The following is an 18,255-nucleotide window of genomic DNA, read 5'->3' on the forward strand; positions in this document are numbered from 1 at the left end:
GACAGCGCGGACCCGGCCGACCCGTCAGTGGCGTCATGTCATGAAGGGATATGACGCAGTGTCACTGGTCGTGGCCGATGATCGCGGAATACTGGGGCGGTGACCCCACGACCGCTGCGCTTGACGCAGTCGACGCAGGGGCGGCTGCGTCGACTCAACCTGGCGACGTCCCTACCGCTGATCGTCATCGCCGCGGTGGTCCTGCTGTACGTCGACGCGCACACCTGGTGGCACGCCGTCGTCCTGGCGCCCGGCGTGGTGGCAGCCGTGGTGGCCTTCGAACGGTGGACGGCCAACGACCTGGCCCGGGTCGTGCTTCCCTGCGTGCTCGTCGCGGGCGCGGTGTGGCCACTGGGTGTCCTGGTGACCGGCGGCAGCAACGCGTACTGGGGGATCTGCGCCGTGGGCTCTCTTGCGCTGCGTGAGGTCCGGCCGGGGCGGCGGGCGCTGGCGATGGCCGCGCTGTTCGGCTACGTCGCCGTCGTCGGCGCGGCGCGACTGCTGGTGCAGCGCGACGACGTCCGCGATGTCCTGATCGCCTACGTGCTCACCCCCACCGTCATCACCGTCCTGGTGACCGTCACGACGGTGCTGGGTGAGCGGTTCTACGACCTCATCCGGGAACTCGAACAGACCCGGGAACGCGAGGCGGAGCTGGCGGTCGTCCGGGAACGCGTCCGGTTCGCCAGCGACCTGCACGACATCCAGGGCCACACCCTGCACGTGGTCAAGTTGAAGATCGCACTGGCCCAGCGGCTGCTGCTGCGCGACAGCGACCGGGCGGCCAAGGAGTTGCGGGAGACGTACGCGCTGGTCAGCGACACCATCGCGCAGACCAAGGAACTCGCGTACGCGCAACGGCGGCTCAACCTGACCGCGGAGATCGAGAACGCGAAGAACCTGTTCGAAGCCGCCGGTATCCGGGTCCGGGTGACCCGGGAGGCCGAAGAAGACGCCCGGATCAGCGAACTGCTCGGCCAGGTGCTGCGGGAGACGACCACGAACATCCTGCGGCACGCCCAGGCCAGCCAGGTGCAGATCACCCTCTCCGAGGCAGGCATCACCATCGTCAACGACGGGGTGACCGCCACCACGAGCCCGGAGCTCAGAGGGCTGTCGGCGCTGAGGCAACGGTTGGCAGCCGACGGCGGAGAACTCACCGTGGAACAGCAGGACGAGCAGTTCCGGACGGCCGCGGTCTTCCCGCCCTCCCGCGCCGACCCGGCCCCGGCGACCGCGCAGACGGAGCGCCGATGACGACGATCGTGCTCGCCGACGACGAGGTGCTGCTCCGTACGGCCCTGGCCGCGCTGCTGCCCATCGAAGGCGACATCACCGTCCTCGCCGAGGCGTCCGACGGTCGCAGCGCCGTCGCCGCCACCCTGCAGCACCGCCCCGACGTGCTGGTCATCGACCTGGAGATGCCCGGCGTGGACGGGCTCGGCGCGGTCGCCGAGATCCGCCAAACGCTGCCGGAGCAGGTGATCCTCATGCTGACCCGGCACGCCCGACCGGGCGTGCTGCGCAAGGCGTTGAAGCTCGGCGTCCAGGGCTTCGTCAGCAAGTCCGCCGAACCGGCCCACATCACCTCGGTCATCGCCGCCCTGCACACGGGCAGACGTTGGATCGACCCGGACGTGTCCGCGCGCGCCGTCACCGAGGACAACCCGCTCACCGACCGCGAAGCCGACGTGCTGCGGGTCACCGGCGAGGGCTACTCGGTCACCGACATCGCCGCGCGGCTGCACCTCGCCCCCGGCACCGTACGCAACTATCTCTCCAACGCCATGCGCAAGACCCAGACCCGGACCCGCCACGAAGCGGCGCGCTACGCCCGCGAACACGACTGGCTGTGAACATGGCGATCAGGGGTCGCGACCACCATCATGGACATTCGCGCCGAGGCCCGCTCGGGTGGACAACTCGCCCGGAAGACAACAGGAGGACACGTGATGGTCGTAGTGACGGACGTTCCCGAGGCCAAGCGGTACGAGGCCCGGGTCGATGGGGAGTCCGAGGTCGCGGGCGTCGCGGAGTACATCCGTACCGCGGAACTCGTCGCGTTCGTCCACACCGAGGTGTCGCCGAAGTACGAGGGCAAAGGAGTCGGGGCGGCTCTGGCCCGAGCGGCCCTGGACGAGGCGCGTGCCGCGAACCTGCGGGTTCTGGCCACCTGCCCGTTCATCGCGGGGTGGATCGACCGTCACCCCGAGTACCAGGACCTGCTGTACCAGGCCCGCAGCAGAGTCAGCGACTGAGCAGATCTCGGGTGCGTGCGCGGGGGTGAACTCCGTAGAGTCTCGCGGCATCAGCGTGTAGCTCAGTAGCAGAGCACCGGGCTTGCATCCCGGAGGGCGCGGGGGCGGAGCCCGCCACGCTGGCGTGAGCGACAACGACATCAGCGTCGGCGTGGGCTTTCCCCTGGGCCAGCTCGCGCGTGCCCTGACCACCGCCGGGACGCATGAGGATCCGACCACCCGGCAGCGGGCGGAGCTGCGGGTACGCCGCTGGCAGCAGGTCGTGGACGGAATGGCCGCAGGAACGCTGGACATCGGTTCGCGTACCCCGGTGCGGGGCCTGCCGGCGTGGGTGACGCCGGAGGTGGCCCACGGCGGCTTCGCGACCGGAACGCCGGCCGCCGGCGGTGCGCTGCGCCCGGACGAGACCGACCGGGCACGGCGCCTCGGCCTGCCGGCCGAGCGTCGGGCCCTGTTCTGGTCCTGGCTGACCGACGCGGGCCTGGTGGAACTGGGGGAGCTGCGCGACAGCGGCCGCTACCGGGTCCAGTACGCGGAGGAGGCGGCGCTGCCGGTGGTGGCGTGGTTGCTGCGCGCCGGCGAGCGCGACGCCGCCGTGAACCTGCTGGAGGAGATCGCACCGTACGCCGACCGGCTGCGCTTCACCCCGGGCCCGAACGATGAGCCTGCCGTCGACCCGGACGTCGTCTACCGGCAGACGGCCGGTGAGGTGCGCCGGGTGCTGGAGCAGCGGCAACCGAACGCGCAGATCGAAACGATGCGCGAGGCGCTGACGGTGTGGAACCCGTTCGCCGACGAGTTGCTGACGCTGTGGTGCGAGACCGTCGTCGACGGCCGGGTCGACGCGGTGACGCCTGACGACTGGCTGCCGCGCGCCGCTGAGCTGCTGGCCCGCTACCGGCACCTCGCCGCCGCGCATCCGCGCTGCGGTAGGCATCGCCACCGCAAGGGCAGCATCGGTGTGCTGCGCACCGGGGTGGAGCGACGGGTGGCCGGAGCCCAGCTGACGCCGCGCGAGCGTGGCCTGGTCCAGAGCGTGGTGGAGGCGATGCTGCGCAAGCGCGGCCGTCCGGGCAGCCCGGAGCACACGGCGTTGCGGGAGCAGCAGGCCCGCGAGGCGGCGCTGCCCCGCCACCATCAGCTCGCGCAGCTGGTGGCCGCCCGACTGGCCGCCCTGCCGCAGGACGTCGGGATCCACGACGTCGACCACGTGCTGCGCCCGGTCGACGCCGACGAAACCCACCAGGCGGGTGTGGTGGCGGGCTGGCCGGCACCGGAGCCGGTCGCGCGGGTGGTGGCCCGCGCTACCGCCGCAACCCTGGAGCAGTTGATCGACCGTGGTGTGATCGCCTCGGCGGAGGAGTTGGCCCGGCTCACCCCGCGGTTGGCGGCGGCGACCGCGGCTTCGGCGTACCCCGATCCGGCCCTGCGCATCCTGATGGACGCCACCTACCGTGCCTTCCGCGCTCGCCGTTCGCTGCTGCTGCTGAACCTGGAGCATCAGGTACGCCTGGCCGAGCTGCCCTGGGTGCGGGCGGTGGCGTCGGCCCGGACCGACACCAGCGACACCCGCGATCAGGCCCGTCGCACCCTGGCCCGAGTGGCGTCGGCGGCGGTGACCGGATTCCCGGCCACAGTGCTGCCCAACCCGCTCGTCAAGGAGCTGTCGACGCTGTCGACGCAGGCGGGCCTGCCGCTGCCGTGGGTCGAGGAACTCGCTGCCGACATCTTCATGGGCACGTTCTCGGCCAAGTTCCTCCAGGCCGCCACGCTCGCCGGTCGGCGGCTCGCGGGCAGCCTGTACGCGCGGTACTACGACATCGACTACCAGGCGATCGCCGCGGTCGACGACACCCGTCGACGGCTGATCCGGCGGACCCGGACCTCGAACACATTCGACGAACTCTGCCGCGATCGGGCCGGTGCGACCGGCAAGCGGTCGTGGTTCCCGGTGGCGGCCAACGGGACGATCATCGAACAGGCGCAGATCCTGACCACGCACAACCTGGCCACGATCGTCGAACTCGGCATCGACCTGCCCGCGATCGACCTGGCGAAGCAGTGCCTGGACGCCGTGCTGCGGCTGACCGCACGCCTGCACCACAACCCTCGTCCGCTGGGCACCGTCAAGAACACCGCGTACGCCTGGCGGCAGATGGTGTTCTTCCTGGCGCTGTCCACCGGTGAGGAGCAGACGGCCTTCCTGTCCCACGCCGCGCAGCGACTGGCCGCCCAGCCCGACCACGTGCGGACCCGGCTCGCGCCGGCCGTGACCGGGCTCGGGCACATCGTCGGCGGCGGGACCTTCGATTCGGACGGTCGGGCCGGTACGGGCCGACGACTGCTCGGCTGGACCACAGGGGAGCACTGGATCCTCGACCCGTCTCCCGAGGTCGGCTAGCCGCGGCCACCGCCTGATCGTGTCCGTGGCCATTGGCCTGATCCGTCGCATTTGCCTACCACCACCGGCCGCGCCGCCAAGTTTTACCAGGTCAGCCCCTTGACCATCGCCAGACCGCCCGCCTATGTTCAGTGATGTCTACAGACCAACGAAGACATCACTGGACAAGCGAGGAGTGGGCGGTGGCCACGGCTCAGGAACTCACCCCTGCCGCGATCAGGGCGCTCACCCGAGAGGTCTCCGCGGCCGAGGCCGAGGCCCTGCACGAGCAGATCTCGCAGCTGATGCGGCAGCGCATCGAGTCGGGCGAGTGGCCGGAGCACCTGAAGTTGCCGGCGGAGCCGGAGCTGGCGGGCGCGCTGAACGTCTCGCGGGGCACCGTCCGGCGGGCGATCCGGACCCTGATCGAGGCCGGCCTGCTCAAGCAGACCCGCGGCAAGGGCACCTTCGTACGCGGACAGATGCTGGAGCAGGAGTTCGCCCAGGAACTGATTTCCACGGCGCAGAGCCTGGACCGGGAGGGCGTGGAGTACCAGACCCAGGTGCTGTCCGCCCGGGTCATCCAGGCGCCGAGCCACATCGCCGCCCACCTCGGCCTGCCCGCTGACGACCTCAGCGTGCTGGCCATCCGGCGGACCCGATCGGTCGCCGGTGAGGTGGTCTACCTGCTGGACAACTACCTGCCCACCGTCCTGTGCCCGGACCTGTCCCCGCAGGTCCTGCAGGACCGGTCGCTGTTCGGCGTGCTCGAACACGACTACGGCGTGACCGTCGAATCCGTCCGGCGGACCTTCTCCGCCATCCTCCCCGACGACGACGTCAGTGCCGCGATGTCACTGCGCCCGGGCGTGCCCCTGCTCTACCTCGAACAGATCTCGTACCAGGCCAACGGGAACTCCGTCGAATACTCCGACGTGTGGGTACGCGGAGACCGCGTACGAATCTCCTCCTGGATCAAGCGGTAGGCCCCCGCCTGCCACCTTCCCCCTCCCGCTCCACACCCCCCACCCCCACGCGTACCGACGGTGGCCGACCACCGCCGTCGATACGTGCTGTCAACAGGAGACATCATGCGACACGAGGCTTCATTCAGGCTGTCCCGCCGTGGCTTGTTGACCAGCGCCCTCGGCGTCGGCGGCGCACTGGCCCTCGGCGCCTGCGCCTCCCGCGAGGGCGACACAGGCACCCCGAGCGCCACCACAGGCACCCAGACACTCGGCGCGTCCGACATGCAATGGGACCGCTTCAAGGGCGAGACCCTCAACCTCCTGCTCTGCGAGCACTGGTGGACCTCCGCGGTCAGCAAGCGATTCCCGGAATTCGAGGCCCTGACCGGGATGAAGATCAAGGCCAACACCCTGTCCGAGGACAGCTACTACCAGCAGGCCCTGGTGGCCCTCTCCTCCGGCGCCACCACGTACGACGCGCTGATGGTCGGCAACCTGCAGGCCGGGCAGTACATGAACGCCGGATGGTTGGAACCGCTGGACAGCTACTTCGGCGGCAGTGGCCTGGTCAACGCCGACTGGTTCGACACCGACGACTTCTTCGCGCCGGCCCGCAAGGCCAGCAGCCTCAACGGTGAGTTGATGGCGCTGCCGCTGTCCGCGGAGGCCGGCGTCGTCATCTACCGCAAGGACCTCGCGGCCCAGGCCGGCGTCACCGCGTTCCCCACCCAGGAGAGCCTGGTCGACGCCAGCGCCAAACTCTCCGCCGCCATGGAACGCCCCTTCGCCGGCCGGGGCCGCCGCGGACTCGACATCGTGTGGACCTGGACGAACTACTTCCTTACCCAGGGCGGCGAGTTCTACAACGGCAACACCCCGACGGTGGACAGCCCCGAGGCGGTCGCCGCCACCGAGCTGTACGTGCAGCAGCTGCTCACCAAGTACGGCCCCAAGGGCGCGTCCAACATGAGCTGGCTGGAGGCCACCGGCAGCGTCAACGAGGGCCGGGCGGCCCTCTACACCGACGCCAGCGGCCTGCTGTCGGTCGTGCTGGACAAGAACAGCAGCAAGCACACCGACCAGATCGCCGTGTCCCGGTGGCCCGACAGCGCCGCCGCCAAGGCCGCCCCGAACTACTGGTACTGGATGGCCGGCATCCCCAAGGCGTCCCGCAAGAAGGAGCAGGCCGCCCTCTTCTACGCCTGGGCGATGAGCAAGGAGACCGCCACCTCGGTCAGCGCCGAGTCGGGCAGCCCGTCGGCCCGCGAGTCGGTGTGGTCGAACGAGGACTTCCTCTCCTTCTACCCCGGAGACATGTCGACCGAGATCGTCGCCAACCTCCAGGCCGTACAGCCGGACCGGGTCCCGTACGCCCGGCCCACCTTCCCGAGCGAGGCCGACGCCCTCTCCCTCGAACTGATCAAGGTGCTGGTGGACGGCAAGGACCCGAAGCGTGCCATGGCCGACGCGGCTGCCGCGATGGCCCGAGCGGGCCGATGAGTCCCCGTCCCGCCGGCCCGACCGGCCGGCGTCGTCCACGCCGAACGAGGTTGTGATGTCCGCAGACCGAACAGCTGTGCTGTCGCGGCAGGCCGCCGGCTCCCCGCCGGCGGCACCGCCGGGCACCACCGGGCGTACGCCCCGACCGGACGACAGGCGCAGCAGAAGACTGTTCCTCATCGGCATGCTCGCCCCGATGACCGTGCTGCTGCTGGCGTTCACGGTCTATCCGTTCGTGTCGGTGCTGGTCAACTCGCTGCGGCACAACAACCTGACCCGGCCCGACGAGCAGGGCTTCGCCGGGCTGACCAACTTCGCCAACACTGTTGGGGAACCGGGCCTGCTCCGGGCGCTGCTGCTCACCGTCGGCATGGTCCTGGTCGCCGTGGTCGCCGAGTTCGCCCTGGGCACGCTCGCCGCCTCGCTGCTGTGGCGACCGCTGCGCGGCAGCCGCCTCTACCTGGCCCTGCTCGTGTTGCCGTTCGGCGCCACCCCGGTCGCGGCGTACCTGTCCTGGCGGCTGATGCTCAACCCGGACGGCGGACAGATCAACGCCGCCCTGGCCGCCGTCGGACTCCCCACACCGGGCTGGACGTCGGAACCCATGCTGGCCGTGGTCGCCCTCGTGGTGGTCGACATCTGGCAGTGGGCGCCGTTCATCACCCTGGTCATGCTCGCCGGCCTGAAATCGCTGCCGGACGAGACGTTCGAAGCGGCCGCACTCGACGGCGCGAGCGCCCTGCAACGGCTGGTCCGCATCGCGCTGCCGATGCTCAAGCCACTTGTGGCCTTCGTCGTCACGATCCGCGCGATCGACGCGGTCCGCACCTTCGACTCCATCTGGATCATCACCGGGGGAGGACCGGGCGCGGCGACCGAGACGCTTGTCGTACGCATCTACCGGACCGCCTTCAACGACCTGCACATCGGTGAGGCGTCCGCGCTGGGCCTGCTGCTGCTCGTCGTCCTGTTCATCGTCGGGAAACGGTTCGCCGCACCCGCGCTGCAACGGTTGGAGCACTAGTGCACGAGACTCGAAAAGGCCGGGTGCTGCGGACCGCGGCGATCTGGGCCCTCATCTGCTGGTCGATCCTGCCGTTCGCCTTCATGCTCCGCGTCGGCTTCGCCGCTCCCAGCGACATCCGCGGCGGTGCCCCGGACTGGCTCGCCCCGCTGTACGTGTTCAACTTCGTCGACCTGTTCGGCGACACCGAGTTCATGGGGGCGATCGGGCGGTCGGTTCTCGTCGCGGTGGTCTCCTCCGCGATCGCCATCGCCGCCGCCACACCCGCCGCGTACGCCTGCGCCCGGATGCAGTTCAAGGGCCGGTCGGACTTCGAGTTCTGGGTGCTGTCCACCCGGATGCTCCCGGCGGTCGTCGTGGTCATCCCGTACTTCGTCCTGTTCCGCCAGATCGGCGGCATCGACACGGTGTGGGCGCTGACCGTGATGCACACGGTGGTCAACCTCGCGGTGACCTTCTTCCTGCTCCGCAGCTTCTTCGCGGACCTGCCGGCCGCGGTCTTCGAGGCCGCCGACCTCGACGGCTGCTCGGAGACGAAGAAGTTCATGAGCGTGGCGTGGCCGATGGTCCGCAACGGCGTGGCCGCCGCCGCCGTGCTGAACTTCATCTTCTCCTGGAACGAGTTCGTCTTCGCCCTCACGCTGGCCAGCGGCGAAGCGAAGACCGTCTCGGTGGCGATGCTGGGGTTCATGCAGTTCCAGTCGGTGGCGGTCGGCCCGATGATGGCCGCCGGAACCCTGGCCGTGCTCCCCGTCGCCGTCGTGCTCTTCCTCGCGCAGAAGCAACTTGTCACCGGCATGAGCTTCGGGGCGGTGAAGGGATGACCGACGTCGTGTGCGTCGTGGACGCCGGCACCACCGGCATCCGCTGCGCCCTGGTCGACGACCAGGGCGAGGTGCACGCGCAGCGCAGCCACGAACTGGTCATCGACCACCCCCACCCGGGCCACGCCGAGCAGTCGCTGCCGGCGATGTGGGACGTGACCGTTCTACTGCTGCGGGACATCCAGGCCCTCGCCGCACAGGCCGGGCACTGCATCGTCGCGCTCACCCTGGCTACCCAGCGGGCCTCCGTCGCCGGACTCGACAAGGACCTGCGACCGGTCACCCCGCTGGTGCTCTGGATGGACCAGCGCGGTGACAGCGAACTGGCGGCCATGGGCCGGTCGGTGCACGCGCAGACCTACAGCCGGATCTCCGGCATGCCGTTGAGCACCATGCCGGCCCTGGCCACCCTGGTCTGGCTGCGCCACCACACCCCGCAGGCGTACGCCGACTGCGCGTACTTCGTCGGGGTCCAGGAGTGGCTGCTGCACAAGTTGGCCGGCGGCCCGCCGCAGGTCGACCGCAGCTGTGCGTCCTGGTTCGGATTGCTCGACCTGCACGCCGGGCGCTGGAGCACCGACCTGCTCGACGCGTTCGACATCGGCGAGGACCGGCTGCCCACGCTGCGTGCCTGCACCGACGTCGCCGGTCGACTTCTCGACGAGGTGGCCCACGCCACGGGCCTGCCCGGTGGGCTGCCCGTGCACGTCGGCGGCGGCGACCAGCAGTGCTCGGCGGCCGGGGGCGGTGGTGTGCGGGCCGGTGCCGCCACCGTCAACCTGGGCACCTCGGCGACGATGGTCTTCCCGGCCGCCGTCGGCGACGCCCCCGACGTCGCGGGCTTCGTCCGCGCCGCACACGTCGTCGAGGACCACGTATCGGTCGAGGGGACCATCCCCGCCTGCGGATCGGTGCTCCGCTGGCTGCGAGCCCTGCTGCGCTACGGCGACGACGACGCCGCGTACGAGCGCATGTCCGCCGACGCCGAGGAGGTCGAACCCGGCGCCCGGGGTCTGCTGTTCGCACCGACGATGGCGGGCGTCGGAACCCCGCACTGGACGGCCGCGAACGGTCGGATGAACGGCCTCGACTTCGCCCACGGACCCGCATTTCTCGTCCGCGCCGCGATGGAAGGCATCGCCCTTCAGGTCCGAGACGTGCTGCAGCACCTGCCGCCGGCACTGGCCGGGCCGACGCTGACCGCGATCGGCGGCGGCGCCCGATCCGCGGTGTTCTGCCAGATCCTGGCCGACGTCACCGGCACCGCCGTCGAGGTGCCGGCGGGTGACCCGCAGGCGGCACCGCTGCGCGGCGCGGCCATGTCGGCCTGGGTGGGCCTCGGCCGCTACGACGACCTCGCCCACGCCGCCGGCCCGCTCGGCGCTGCCCGACGCCACCGGCCCGACCCCACCACCGCCCCTGTTTACGACGCGCTGTACGACCGGTACCTCGACCTGTCGAGCCTGGCCGCGGCGTGACGCGCACGAGCAAGGAGAACACGAGAATGCAAGCCCACCCTGCCGACGAAGAGTCGATGCGGGCGTTGATGCTGACCGGTGACCGCCACTCGGAGGTGCGCCCGGTGCCGCGCCCGGTGCCGGCCCACGACGAGGTGCTGGTCCGGGTGACCGTGTCCGCGGTGTGCGGCAGCGACCTGCCGCACTACCGCAAGTCGGCGCAGGAACTCGGCCACCGGCTGCACACGGTTCCCGGCCACGAGGCGGTGGGAGTGATCGCCCGGGCCGCCGCCAGCGGCGACGGACCGGCCGAAGGCACCCGGGTCATCGTCTACCAGCACTCGGGCTGCGGCGACTGCACCTTCTGCCTCAGCGGCGAGCCGATGTTCTGCGCCGACCGGCGCACCCTGGGCAACCACCGCAGCGGAGCGGACGGTGAATACCTCACCGCGCCGGCCACCGGAGTCCTGCCCGTACCCGCCGACGTCAGCGACGCCATGGCGGCCCTGATCGCCTGCAACTTCGGCACCGCGTACTCGGCATTCCGCAAGTCCAGGGTCGCGGTGGGTGACCGGGTGGCGGTGTTCGGCCTCGGGCCGGTGGGTTGCTGCGTGGTGGCCCTCGCGGCGGCCGCCGGAGCAGAGGTCTTCGCCGTCGACCCGATCGAGGGGCGGCGAGACCTGGCCAAGACCCTCGGCGCCGGCACGGTCATCGACCCGATCGCGCAGGACCCGGTGGCCGCCGTCGCGGCCGTGACCGAGGGGCGCGGACCCGAGGTCATCTTCGAATGCTCCGCCAACCCGGCCGCACAGACCCAGGTGATGAAGCTGGCCCGGCCGCACGGCACCGTCGTGCTGCTGGGCGCCAACAACAGCATGGAGATCGACCCCGGCGTCGACGTCATTCGCAAGGAACTGCGGGTCATCGGCAGTTGGGTCTTCACGCAGCCCGAGTTCCCGGCGGTCCTGCGGGCGGCCCGCAGCCTCCCCGCGCTGCAACACCTGATCACCGACCCCTTCCCCGCGCAGCGGGCCCCCGAAGCGTTGGCCGCGGCTGACGCCGGGCACATCGGCAAGGTGCTGATCGACTGGTCCTGACCCGATCAGGCGCACCTCCCGCTCCGGCAATTCCCTTTCCCTCACCCTCCCGGTTCGACCCACCCGTGCGGTTGCCGACGTACCACGCCGACCGCAGGGTGCCGCACGCCCGCAGAAGGAGATCCCGCAATGACTTCCGCCACCACGGCCCTGCCCGCCGACCTGACTCCGGCCGCCCTCGCGCCGTACATCCAGCACACACTCATCGAGGTCGGCACCACCCGGGACCGCATGATCAAGCACGCCGAGGAAGCCCTGAAGTACGGCTTCAACGCTGCGATGGTGCCCGGTTCCTGGGTGCAGGTCGTCGCCGACGTGCTGCGCGGCAGCGGCGTCCAGGTCGCCTCCGCGCTCGACTTCCCGACCGTCGGGGTCACCACCAGCGCCGGCAAGGCGTACGAGGCGGAGAGCCTGGTGCGCGCCGGTGCCCAGCAGATCGACATCGGTGTCCAGATCGGCTGGCTGAAGAGCGGCATGTACGACGAGTTCCGCGAGGACATCGCCGGTGTGGTCCGCGCGTCCGGCGTCCCGATCAAGGTGATGCTCGAACTACCGCTGCTCACCGAGGCGGAGCGCGAGACCGCCGTCGAACTGTCCATCGAGGCCGGTGCCGCGTATCTGAAGAACGCCAGCAGCGGTGCGATCGAGGTCGCCAACCCGGCCAGCATCGGCTACCTGGTGGCACGTGCCGCCGGCCGGACCAGGGTCAAGGCGTCGGGCAGCATCAAGTCCTACCCCCAGGCCGTCGGACTCCTGCGTGCCGGTGCCGAACTGCTCGGCACCAGCGCCGGCATCGCGATCGTGACCGACTCGGCCAACGAGGAGACGATCAGCTACTGATCGGGTGGACCCCACCCCCGGGGATGTCGGCTGTCGTCGGCATCGTCAGTCGACACCCTGGGGGCCTGTCTCCCGCCTCCCGCCTCCCGGCTTCCGCTGACCGGCTGAACCGATTCCGGTCGGGGACCGTGTGGATGCCGAACGGCTTCCGGACGAACCGGGGCCGGATAGGAACTGGGAGACCCCGAGATGATGCGCAAGCGCCTAGTGCCCGTTGTTGCCCTCATGGCTGCAGGCGTCGGGTTGGCGGCGTGTAGTACCACCCCCGAGGCGCCCGCGCCGGCGAGGGCCTCCGCGCCGGCCGGCGGCGAGGCCGCCGCACCCGAGGACGGGGCTGCCGGCGGCGATCCCGCGCTGCTCTCCGGCACCGCGAAGTCGAACAACTCGGCCGCCAACACCGGTGACTGGGCGGTGCCGAACGGTGGCCTCCCAGTGGGCGCGGCCCGTCAGTCGGCGCAACGGTGGGTGCAGTTGACCGCCAGTCGGGCCGGCGACCTCAACCCGGTGGTCGTCAACGGTGCGGGGCTGACGCTCTACCGCTTCGACAACGACAGCAACAACCCGCCCACCTCTACCTGCAACGGCGAGTGCGCGCAGACCTGGCCACCGGTCACGGTCTCGCCGAGCGGCAAGATCTTCGTCGCCGGAATCAAGCCGTCGGCGGTCGGAACGGTCAAGCGTGCCGACGGCACCCTCCAGGTCACCATCGGCGGCTGGCCGGTGTACCGGTTCGCCCAGGACACCAAGCGCGGCGACACCCTCGGCCAGGGCGTCGGCGGCACCTGGTTCGGCGTGACCCCGGCCGGCGGCAAGGCCGGCGTACCGGCGGGCGGTCAGCAGACCCCGGACACCGGTGAGACGAACGTCCCGCCGGCCACCAGCGCCGTCTTCTTCGACGACGCCAACTTCAGCGACATTGGCGCCTCTCAGGGCGTGGCCGGCAACGGGTGCCAGAACCTGGCACGTCCGGGTGTCGCCTCCTCCATCGCGGCCCCGGGCTCGTTCAAGGTCTGGGCGGGCCCGGACTGCACCGGCCGATCGCAGGTCATCAACGGTGACGTCGCCGACCTGGCGACGATCGGCTTCGACAACGCCATCGCCTCGGTCCGCTTCAACTGATCGTCAACGGGTGTGCCGGTCCGGCTCTTTCGCCGGGCCGGCACACCCGTCTTCGGGTCGGCCGCGACAGGGCTGTCCCACCGTGGGTCTGCTGTCAACCACCCGTGCCGGCCCTGCTGCCGTCCGGGCCCACCACGAACCACAGTCCGTCGACACCGTGACCCGTGGTGCGCCCCGGCACCGTGTCGTCGGCGAAGCGGTAGACCGGCCAACCGCCCACCGTCACCTGCTGCGTGCCATCCGCACGGGCCACTGCGCCCAGCCGGGCCGGGTCGAGGTTCTCGAATCTGATCCGCTCGCTGGTCAACACCGGCAGCCACCGCGTCAGGCAGTCGTCCGTACAGGTGGATCGGGACGGCGAGGCGTTGTCCCGATCGAACCGGTAGAGCGTGAAACCCTTCCCGTCGAGGACCACGGGGCCGAGCTGCGGATGTTCGCCGAGCTGCACCGACGCCGGCCAGTAACCCCCGTCCGGGCTGCGCCGGCCGAGGTCGTCCGGCTGGGGTACGGCAACCGGGTCGGTGACCGTCGTGGTGCATCCGGAGGCGAGGAGCGCGGCGGTCAGCGCGAGGGCGCCGAGCAGGGTACGGGAGGGGAGTGCCTTCATCGCCACACCAATCGATCGACGGGGTCGGACAGGGAAGCCGGTCAGCGGCGCGAGTTCGAGACGACTCGACCGCGTGGCGGCCGACGGTCGAGGTCGAGGTCGAGCACACCGACGTCGAGCGTCCCGTCGGCGTCGACCGTGAACCGCCAGGCGGCGTTCGGTGCGTCGCCGACGACCAGGACCGCTGCGGTGCTGCCCGACGCGGCCGCCAGCGCGCCGAGGCGTTCCAGCTCGGCCGCAGGGAGCACGGTGGTGACCAGCACCAGGTGGTCGTGCAGTACGTCGGGTCGGTGGCTTGCGCCGATGCCGCCGGCCGCAGGTGTCAGGACCGTCCGCGCGTCGGGGACGATCCGGACCTGCTCCGATGCCGGCCAGATGGGCGACGGCGGACCGACCACGCTGACCGTGAGGGATGCCGCGGCCGCGTGCCGACCGATCTCGTCGAGGAAGGTACGGGCGACGCTGATGGCGGCCTGGGAGTCCCCGGTGAGCGCGACGATTCCCGGCGCGCGTGCCAGGTTGACGACGGCCAACTCACCCTGGACCGTCCCGACGGTGGCGAGCAGCGGCAACCCGTCGCCGCTGTCGGCACTCTCGTCGAGCTGCCAGGTCGGCGTCTCCCAGATCGCACCCTGCTGCCGCGCCTGCCAGGGAGGCGGGGCGTCCGACAGCGCCGGTGCGAGCCGCAGCGAGACCCGTTCCGCTCCGACCAGTGCCGCGTACACCTGGGCCTGGGTGGACTGCGCGGCGAGTTGCCGCAGGGCGCGGTCCAGGACCTGCCGTGAGTCCGGCGTCGGGGCCGGGTGCGTCGACCTGGCCGCGCGGCGGCGAGCCAGCAGGAGCAGTACGGGCCCGACGACCGCCAGCAGCACCGCGCCGCCACCGAGCAGCGTCGCCGTGACCGGTGTGAACCCCAGGATCTCGCCGCCGTCTGCCGCCGGGGCACCAGGCACCGGAGCATTCGCCTGCGGTCGGTCAGCGGGCTGCTGGCCCTCGTTCGGCGTGGCCGACGGCGGCGGACCGATCCGGATCTCACCGGAGGTGGCGCCTGCGGGAAGGACGAAGACCCAGCCAGCCATGATCGGCTGATCCGGATCGGTCAACGCGAGCCCGTCCGGCTGGGTGCGCCCCTCGTTGAGGTCGAACAGTTCCGGTGCGCGCCGGGCATCGCCGAGCACCCGGTCGGCCACCCCGGCCAGGGTGAGATCACTCGCCGTGCCGGGTTCGCCCGGCACCACCCAGTACGGCACCGAGGGCGGCACCGCGCCAGCGGTGCCGGCAGCCATCGGCAACAGCAGGAGCAGCAGCGCAGCGGCGACGGCGGCCAACAGCCGATACCCCGCCGCCCGCGACGGACCAGGCCGGGTCATCCGGTGACAGCCGCACGTAGCGCGCCGGCGAACAGCCGCATCGACGCGGAACCGCCCGGATTGAGCAGCACGTCGACCTCCTCGGGCAGCAGCTGCACCAACTCGACGGCGCTGACCTGCCGCCAGCCTGCTGCTTGCACCCGACGTCGGTCCGCCGCCCCGGTGGCGACGAGGACACACGGCACCCCGTCGGGTGCGGGCGCCACGATGACGCGACCCTCGTCGTCGACGGCGATCTCGGTCAGGCTGTCCCGCAGCGCGAGCAGCACCAGGTCCGGGTCGGCCTGCCCGTCCGCCACCAGCTTTGCCGCGGCGTCGACCGGTCCGGTCGGCGCGTCCTGGTCTGCGGGCAGGTAGAGCGGGTTGGGCTCGAACGCGCCGACGGTCCCGTCGTCGTCGACGAGCCAGCCACCGACGATCGACGCCACGGGCGGTACCGCCCGCGCCTGCTCGTCGGTCTCCGACGGTGGCGACCAGTCACTGTCCAGCAGCAGCATCCAGTTCCGGTCGACGCTCGTGTCGTCCGATCCGCTCACGTGCGCACTCCCTTGCTGATAACCGCTCGGCATCAATCGTCGATCCTGATCGTGGTCTTGCCGTCCGCCGCTGTCCGGTGCAGGGCATCCGCCGGGCGCTGCACCTACGTCGAGGGCTGCCAGGTGTTGAAATCGGGCAACGGGTCGCTGTTTGACCGCATGGGAGGATGCTGAGGAGGAACGTCCCGAACGTCCTGCAGCGGGCGAAACTGTCCCTTGTTTGCGACGGCGACTGTGGTGAAGTCGGTGCTTGGGTTGACGAAGTTGCCGCGGTAGTCGTTCGCTCGGGTTGTCCACACGGTGCTGGTTGCTGCAAAGATCTGTCGATCGTTGCCCAGGCGCTTCATCGTCCGACCGAAATCGGGCGCGACCTTGCCGTTGTCCGCGCCGAAGCTGCAGGCGATCATGACGATCGAGCTGTCGGGTTTGGCGTTCAGAACCTTCCTGAAGTTCGCGTCGTGGTGCAGAATCTTGGCGAATTCACCGCCTGGAACGTGGACCACTTTGCCGTTCGTGAGTGAGAGCGCGACGATTTCGGGGTTGCTGTGCGTCATCACCAGCAGCGGGTCCTTCTGCCACGGCGTGGGTTCCAGTGTGCTGAAATCGAAGCTTTTCCGTGTCTGGCCAAGCGGCACACCTTTTGCTTCCTCCGGCATCTCCGCCGATACTCGCTGGTACCGAGGGCCATCGGTGAAAAGCTTTCCGTCGTGGTCGCCGGTGGAGAGATTGTGCCGGGCGTCCGCCCACATCTGGCGGCTCCTGTTGTCGGCCTCGCTCCTCGGAAAACTCACGCCGATCTGCTGACCTTTGTGGTTGACAATTGGTCGGGCCTGAACGTCCCCCACGTTGAAACGCGTTTCGACGCCCCAGGTGTTTCGACCGACGATGGTGTTCTTGTCCACTGGTTTCCGTGACCTGAGCCCCGCCGTCACGACGGCCCGCACGTCGCTCAGGTTTTGCCCGGCGGTCCGAAATGCGCCCTTGATGACCTTGCCGGGACCGTAGCTCGTGGCGGTGGGGCTTTTCACCCTGCTGAGTTGCGTGGTGCTCGCCTTGACTCCACCCTTGATCGCGCCTTTCCCGGCAACCTTGGCCACCCGGCCGACGAGCCGCCCGCCCGGCACCAGCCCGAGGAGCAGACCGCCGGCGGCCAGACCGATCGCGGCGGGGTCTCCGGAGGCCGCCGTGGTGCCCAGGTCGATCAGCGCGGAGAGCATTCCGATGGCTGCACCGAGCGGCGGAAAGATGAACGACGCGATGGTCGCGATCACGTCCAGAATGGTGGTGATCCACTCGATGACGGTGCTGCGCAGGAACTCGATGAAGGCTTGGAAAGCCTCGACGATCTTCTCCCACAGCGACCGCTGTGGGGCGTCCTTCGCCAGCTGCCGCAGCGTCTCGGCCGCAGTCCGTGCCGCCTGGTCGCGCAGCGCGGTCGCCTGACCCAGCAGCGCCTTCGCCTGGTCGATGGCCTGCTGGGCGTCGTCGGCGCGGTGCTGCGCAACGGTGACCTCGTCGGTCACCTGCTCCTTCGCGGCCTGCTCGGCTTCCGGGTCCAGACCGAGCGCGGTGAGCGTCGCCTGCGCCGAGAAGAGCGCTGCCTGCGCCGCGCCCTGGTCGCCGGCGGCCTGCCGTGCCTGGTCGAGAGCCCGCAGCGACATCGTCTGCGCCTCCTCCAGCGAGGGCAGGTAACGCAGATACGCCTCCGCGGCGGCTGAGTAGGAATGCGCCATCCGGTCCAGGCGCCCCGGCAGCTTTCCGATCAGGTCGCGGAAGGCCTCCATCGCCTTGCCCTGGCCGACGTCGATCCGGCCGCCGGAGGCGAGCAGATCATGCGCCTCCCGGGTGGCCCTGGACAGTTCCTGGTAGGCCCGAGTGATCTCCGCAAAGGATTCGGGATCACCCGGCACCGGGTCGGAGTCGAGTTGCAACACCGACCACTCGGCGTCCCCTGGACGCGGCATGCCCAACCTCCCCGTTGCGTAGACCGGCTTCGCACTCCGGTCGATGCCGGAGGCCGACTCGCACACGTAGCGGACGCCGGATCGGTTCAGCCGGGCTGAACCGATCCGGCCGGCCGTGCGTGTAAGGCGCGGAGTGGTTGACCGGCCGGGAGGACATGAGGACAGCACGTCCATCAGGTCGATGGGCGCGGTCGTCGACACGCTGGGACAGCGCGAGTTGGAGGATGCCGCCCGCGAGTTCGAGAAGCGGTGGGGTGACAGCCGATACGTCATCGGCCGCGACGAGCCGACGGCGAGTTGTCCGCCGGGGG

Annotated in this window: 16 protein-coding genes and 1 tRNA gene; 13 read left to right on the top strand and 4 right to left on the bottom strand. The window is 70.5% G+C overall.

Annotated features, from left to right (window positions below):
• Positions 1-99 precede the first annotated feature (99 nt).
• The 13 genes from Vgi01_RS09740 to Vgi01_RS09800 all read left to right on the top strand — a co-directional run bounded on the left by Vgi01_RS09740 (position 100) and on the right by Vgi01_RS09800 (position 13,467).
• On the top strand, positions 100-1,257 hold the full coding sequence (locus tag Vgi01_RS09740; protein ID WP_204290774.1) for a sensor histidine kinase: 1,158 nt from the start codon (positions 100-102) through the stop codon (positions 1,255-1,257).
• Positions 1,254-1,856, top strand: coding sequence for a response regulator transcription factor (locus Vgi01_RS09745; protein ID WP_204290775.1), 603 nt, complete (start codon positions 1,254-1,256; stop codon positions 1,854-1,856). The genes Vgi01_RS09740 and Vgi01_RS09745 overlap by 4 nt, the downstream gene beginning before the upstream one ends.
• 96 nt (positions 1,857-1,952) lie before the next feature.
• Positions 1,953-2,258: a GNAT family N-acetyltransferase gene (locus Vgi01_RS09750; RefSeq protein WP_199180224.1), complete on the top strand. Its 306-nt coding sequence runs from the start codon at positions 1,953-1,955 to the stop codon at positions 2,256-2,258.
• Positions 2,259-2,309: 51 nt separating this feature from the next.
• A tRNA-Ala gene (locus Vgi01_RS09755) sits at positions 2,310-2,381 on the top strand.
• Between the two features lies 1 nt (position 2,382).
• Positions 2,383-4,659 (top strand): hypothetical protein, encoded by a 2,277-nt coding sequence (locus tag Vgi01_RS09760; RefSeq protein WP_204290776.1) that lies wholly within the window; start codon positions 2,383-2,385, stop codon positions 4,657-4,659.
• 182 nt (positions 4,660-4,841) lie between these two features.
• A complete protein-coding gene (locus tag Vgi01_RS09765) occupies positions 4,842-5,624 on the top strand; it encodes a GntR family transcriptional regulator (protein WP_013734077.1) in 783 nt (260 codons plus the stop codon).
• 105 nt (positions 5,625-5,729) lie between these two features.
• Positions 5,730-7,106: an ABC transporter substrate-binding protein gene (locus Vgi01_RS09770; protein ID WP_102658688.1), complete on the top strand. Its 1,377-nt coding sequence runs from the start codon at positions 5,730-5,732 to the stop codon at positions 7,104-7,106.
• A gap of 55 nt (positions 7,107-7,161) precedes the next feature.
• Complete coding sequence (locus Vgi01_RS09775; RefSeq protein ID WP_204290777.1) at positions 7,162-8,130, top strand: carbohydrate ABC transporter permease; 969 nt, start codon at positions 7,162-7,164, stop codon at positions 8,128-8,130.
• Positions 8,130-8,954 carry a carbohydrate ABC transporter permease gene (locus Vgi01_RS09780; protein ID WP_146017561.1) on the top strand — a complete coding sequence of 275 codons (825 nt, stop codon included), beginning with the start codon at positions 8,130-8,132 and terminating at the stop codon, positions 8,952-8,954. Before Vgi01_RS09775 ends, Vgi01_RS09780 begins: the two co-directional genes overlap by 1 nt.
• Complete coding sequence (locus Vgi01_RS09785) at positions 8,951-10,432, top strand: xylulokinase (RefSeq protein WP_204290778.1); 1,482 nt, start codon at positions 8,951-8,953, stop codon at positions 10,430-10,432. Before Vgi01_RS09780 ends, Vgi01_RS09785 begins: the two co-directional genes overlap by 4 nt.
• Positions 10,433-10,458: 26 nt before the next feature.
• Entirely contained in the window at positions 10,459-11,508 is a 1,050-nt protein-coding gene (locus Vgi01_RS09790; RefSeq protein WP_204290779.1) for a zinc-dependent alcohol dehydrogenase, read from the top strand.
• A gap of 129 nt (positions 11,509-11,637) precedes the next feature.
• Positions 11,638-12,348, top strand: coding sequence for a deoxyribose-phosphate aldolase (gene deoC / locus Vgi01_RS09795; protein ID WP_204290780.1), 711 nt, complete (start codon positions 11,638-11,640; stop codon positions 12,346-12,348).
• Positions 12,349-12,573: 225 nt separating this feature from the next.
• Positions 12,574-13,467, top strand: a complete 894-nt coding sequence (locus Vgi01_RS09800; RefSeq protein ID WP_239088857.1) for a hypothetical protein — start codon at positions 12,574-12,576, stop codon at positions 13,465-13,467.
• Between the two features lie 94 nt (positions 13,468-13,561).
• Here Vgi01_RS09800 and Vgi01_RS09805 read toward each other — a convergent pair whose 3' ends face one another.
• The 4 genes from Vgi01_RS09805 to Vgi01_RS09820 form a co-directional block, all read right to left on the bottom strand.
• Positions 13,562-14,074, bottom strand: coding sequence for a COG4315 family predicted lipoprotein (locus tag Vgi01_RS09805; protein ID WP_204290782.1), 513 nt, complete (start codon positions 14,072-14,074; stop codon positions 13,562-13,564).
• Between the two features lie 41 nt (positions 14,075-14,115).
• Positions 14,116-15,444: a hypothetical protein gene (locus Vgi01_RS09810; protein WP_204290783.1), complete on the bottom strand. Its 1,329-nt coding sequence runs from the start codon at positions 15,442-15,444 to the stop codon at positions 14,116-14,118.
• The gene (locus Vgi01_RS09815) at positions 15,441-15,980 is read right to left on the bottom strand and encodes a type VII secretion system-associated protein (RefSeq protein WP_204290784.1); all 540 of its coding nucleotides are present in this window, start codon (positions 15,978-15,980) and stop codon (positions 15,441-15,443) included. Before Vgi01_RS09815 ends, Vgi01_RS09810 begins: the two co-directional genes overlap by 4 nt.
• A 104-nt stretch (positions 15,981-16,084) precedes the next feature.
• Positions 16,085-17,944 (bottom strand): putative T7SS-secreted protein, encoded by a 1,860-nt coding sequence (locus Vgi01_RS09820; protein WP_204290785.1) that lies wholly within the window; start codon positions 17,942-17,944, stop codon positions 16,085-16,087.
• Positions 17,945-18,255 lie beyond the last annotated feature (311 nt).

Origin of the sequence: Micromonospora gifhornensis, from assembly GCF_016863515.1 — a bacterium.
In the GTDB taxonomy this organism is placed as follows: Bacteria; Actinomycetota; Actinomycetes; order Mycobacteriales; family Micromonosporaceae; genus Micromonospora; species Micromonospora gifhornensis.

What these genes read in the sequence shown, in the direction of transcription:
- Vgi01_RS09800 (WP_239088857.1), top strand. Translation starts at nt 12,574, where the DNA reads ATGGCTGCAGGCGTCGGGTTGGCGGCGTGTAGTACCACCCCCGAGGCG.
- Vgi01_RS09750 (WP_199180224.1), top strand. Translation starts at nt 1,953, where the DNA reads ATGGTCGTAGTGACGGACGTTCCCGAGGCCAAGCGGTACGAGGCCCGG.
- Vgi01_RS09790 (WP_204290779.1), top strand. Translation starts at nt 10,459, where the DNA reads ATGCAAGCCCACCCTGCCGACGAAGAGTCGATGCGGGCGTTGATGCTG.
- Vgi01_RS09775 (WP_204290777.1), top strand. Translation starts at nt 7,162, where the DNA reads ATGTCCGCAGACCGAACAGCTGTGCTGTCGCGGCAGGCCGCCGGCTCC.
- Vgi01_RS09770 (WP_102658688.1), top strand. Translation starts at nt 5,730, where the DNA reads ATGCGACACGAGGCTTCATTCAGGCTGTCCCGCCGTGGCTTGTTGACC.
- Vgi01_RS09785 (WP_204290778.1), top strand. Translation starts at nt 8,951, where the DNA reads ATGACCGACGTCGTGTGCGTCGTGGACGCCGGCACCACCGGCATCCGC.
- Vgi01_RS09805 (WP_204290782.1), bottom strand. Translation starts at nt 14,074, where the DNA reads ATGAAGGCACTCCCCTCCCGTACCCTGCTCGGCGCCCTCGCGCTGACC.
- Vgi01_RS09810 (WP_204290783.1), bottom strand. Translation starts at nt 15,444, where the DNA reads ATGACCCGGCCTGGTCCGTCGCGGGCGGCGGGGTATCGGCTGTTGGCC.
- Vgi01_RS09745 (WP_204290775.1), top strand. Translation starts at nt 1,254, where the DNA reads ATGACGACGATCGTGCTCGCCGACGACGAGGTGCTGCTCCGTACGGCC.
- Vgi01_RS09820 (WP_204290785.1), bottom strand. Translation starts at nt 17,944, where the DNA reads ATGCCGCGTCCAGGGGACGCCGAGTGGTCGGTGTTGCAACTCGACTCC.
- deoC (WP_204290780.1), top strand. Translation starts at nt 11,638, where the DNA reads ATGACTTCCGCCACCACGGCCCTGCCCGCCGACCTGACTCCGGCCGCC.